Consider the following 3,081-nt stretch of genomic DNA (forward strand, 5'->3'; position numbering starts at 1 on the left):
GCACTACGCTTTCGCGCAAAAAACATCCTGCTGCTGTCGCTTCGTTAGCACTACGCTTTCGCGCAAAAAACATCCTGCTGCTGTCGCTTCGTTAGCACTACGCTTTCGCGCAAAAAACATCCTGTTGCCCCAAGCAGCTCATCGGACGCTCCCTGGAAGCTCTGCTCTGTGCGAAAGCGTAGCGGCAGCAACAAAGCGTCCAGTCGGAACGGAAATCAACCACACGTTTTGGTGATGACTCTTCATTTTGATATTTATGTAAAAACAAGGGACTTAAATTCAAGGAGGAAATGACAATGACAACTATTTTTTCAGGCGTACAGCCAACAGGTATTGTAACTTTAGGGAACTATTTAGGAGCATTTAAGCAATTCCCTGCATTACAAGATGAAGGTGATGCTGTTTATTGTATCGTCGATCAGCATGCAATAACAGTGGCTCAAGATCCAAAAGAATTACGTCAAAATATTCGCAACCTAGCAGCAACGTATATTGCTACTGGCATCGACCCTAAAAAATCGACATTATTTATTCAATCAGAAGTACCAGCTCACGCACAAGCAGGCTGGATGTTACAATGCGTTGCATCGATTGGTGAGCTTGAACGTATGACACAATTTAAAGATAAATCGCACGGGAAGGAAAGCGTATCTGCCGCTCTTTTAACATATCCACCATTGATGGCAGCAGACATCCTTTTGTATAACACAAACATTGTTCCTGTCGGTGATGATCAGAAGCAGCATATTGAGCTTACTCGTGATCTAGCAGAGCGTTTTAACAAACGTTATGGTGACGTTTTAACGATTCCTGAAATTCAATTACCTAAAGCAGGAGCTCGTATCAAATCACTACAAGAACCTACAAAGAAAATGAGTAAATCTGATCCAAATACAAAAGCGACAATCAAGCTGTTAGATTCAGCGAAAGATATTGAGAAAAAAATTAAATCTGCTGTTACTGACTCTGACGGTATTGTGGCATTTGATGTGGAAAATAAACCTGGCGTTTCTAATTTACTAACAATCGAATCTGCCATTTCAGGCGTATCTATTGACGACCTTGTAAAAAAATACGAGGGCGTTGGCTATGGTGGTTTCAAGCAAGGTGTTGCAGCAACGGTTATTGATCACCTGACACCAATTCAAGAGAAATTCTATCACTTGGTGGAATCATCAGAATTAGACATCATTTTAGATGAAGGTGCTGAAAAGGCAAATGCTATTGCTAGCGCTACATTAAAACGCATGGAAGAAGCAATGGGTCTTGGCCGTGCACGTCGCTAAGAAAAAAGCTTTAACATGAAATGAAGAAATACTGTAGCTTTGTTGAAACTTATCGAAGAGCTTGGCCAAAAAGAGAGTAATCTAAGTATTACATCTTATCCTTGTTTATCGTTTTATCATAACCAAGATCAAGCACAACAGCACATAACACAACGATTGATCCAATTGCCACATAAAATGCTGCTGTCTGTGCCATAAATTTAAAAACAACTATCCAGGTATATCCGAGTGTCCGATAATTCAAATACAATATGAGATTCCCAACGGAGAGAATCAATAAGCCGTAGCTCACTAAAAATAAAAAGAGTCGTACCAAGTTAGGGCATCCTTTCTATTTTTTCTTTATTATCATCTATTCATAAAACTATAAAAAAAGACGTCAGCCATTTAAATTAGGCTGACGTTTTTTATGTTGTTCATATTAAATAACGTAAGGTTCTTCTGCAAAACGAGGAGGTGATTTCCGTTCCGGCTAGGCGCTTTCCTGGGGGCGTCCGATGAGCCGCTGATCCCCAAGGAGTCGCCCAACCTTCACTCCAATCAACCACTTTACATAGCGTGTATCTTTTGACATGACACTCTTATTTTTAATAATAAAAAAAGTGGGGATAATGAAATCCCCACTAATTAAAGTTTTACTTTATTATTCCTCGATTTTTTTGAATAGTAGACTAGCGTTGTGTCCACCAAACCCAAGTGAGTTACTCATTGCATATTGAATATCTACTTTTCGAGCTTCATTTGGCACATAATCTAAATCACATTCTGGATCTGCGTCTGTTAAATTAATTGTAGGTGGTAAAATGCCTTCTTTAAGTGCTAGCGCTGTGAAAATAGCTTCAACACCACCAGCTGCACCTAATAAGTGACCTGTCATTGATTTTGTTGAACTCATTGCAAGCTTATAGGCATGTTCACCAAAAACAGTTTTTACTGCTTGTGTTTCAAATAAATCGTTATATGGTGTACTTGTTCCATGGGCATTAATATAGTCAACTTGTGAAGCTTCTACGCCGCCATCAGATAATGCTTGCATCATTGCACGAGAAGCACCTTCCCCTTCAGGAGCTGGAGCTGTAATATGATGTGCATCTCCTGTTGCACCATAGCCAAGAACTTCTGCGTAAATTTTAGCACCGCGTGCTTTTGCGTGCTCATATTCTTCCAAAATAACAATCCCAGCACCTTCACCGATAATGAAACCATCGCGATTTTTATCGAATGGACGGCAAGCTTTTTCTGGATCAGTGCTTAAAGATAATGCAGTATTAGCGCAGAAGCCTGCTACTGCCATCGTAACGATTGGCGACTCAGCACCGCCCGAAATCATAACATCTGCATCGCCACGTTCAATTACTTTAAAAGCATCCCCAATAGAGTTTGTACCTGAAGCACAAGCAGTTACTGAACAAGAGTTAATGCCCTTTGCACCAAAGTGAATCGACACTTGGCCTGAAGCCATATCTGGAATCATCATTGGAATAAAGAATGGACTTACTCTTCTTGCTCCACGCTCTTGGAAAGTTAAAAATTGTTGTTCATATGTTTCCATACCGCCGATGCCAGAGCCAATCCAGACACCTGCACGTGGTGCTAGCTCTTCATCGATTGTTAATTGTGCATCTTCCATCGCCATGATAGATGCTGCTAAAGCATACTGTGTAAAGCGATCCATTTTACGAGCTTCTTTACGTTCGATATACTTTTCGATATTAAAATCCTTCACTTCAGCAGCAACTTTTGCTGCGAAAAGATCTTTATTTAAACGCGTTAATTCGCCAACGCCAGATTTTCC

The 3,081-nt window shown here is 40.4% G+C and carries 3 protein-coding genes; 1 reads left to right on the plus strand and 2 read right to left on the minus strand.

Annotation, left to right across the window (positions count from 1 at the left end):
- The first annotated feature begins 296 nt into the window (after nucleotides 1-296).
- Nucleotides 297-1,286: a tryptophan--tRNA ligase gene (trpS, locus tag AC3WSK_RS02750; protein WP_079559559.1), complete on the plus strand. Its 990-nt coding sequence runs from the start codon at nucleotides 297-299 to the stop codon at nucleotides 1,284-1,286.
- An 88-nt stretch (nucleotides 1,287-1,374) separates the two neighbouring features.
- On the opposite strand, the gene AC3WSK_RS02755 is transcribed toward trpS, so the two are convergent.
- Together AC3WSK_RS02755 and fabF are read right to left on the minus strand one after the other, a co-directional pair.
- On the minus strand, nucleotides 1,375-1,602 hold the full coding sequence (locus AC3WSK_RS02755) for a YuzI family membrane protein (protein WP_079559558.1): 228 nt from the start codon (nucleotides 1,600-1,602) through the stop codon (nucleotides 1,375-1,377).
- Between the two features lie 327 nt (nucleotides 1,603-1,929).
- On the minus strand, nucleotides 1,930-3,081 hold a 1,152-nt coding region (gene fabF / locus AC3WSK_RS02760; protein ID WP_492411734.1), incomplete at its 5' end, for a beta-ketoacyl-ACP synthase II.

This window comes from Lysinibacillus sp. EB271-A1-10B, from assembly GCF_058791335.1.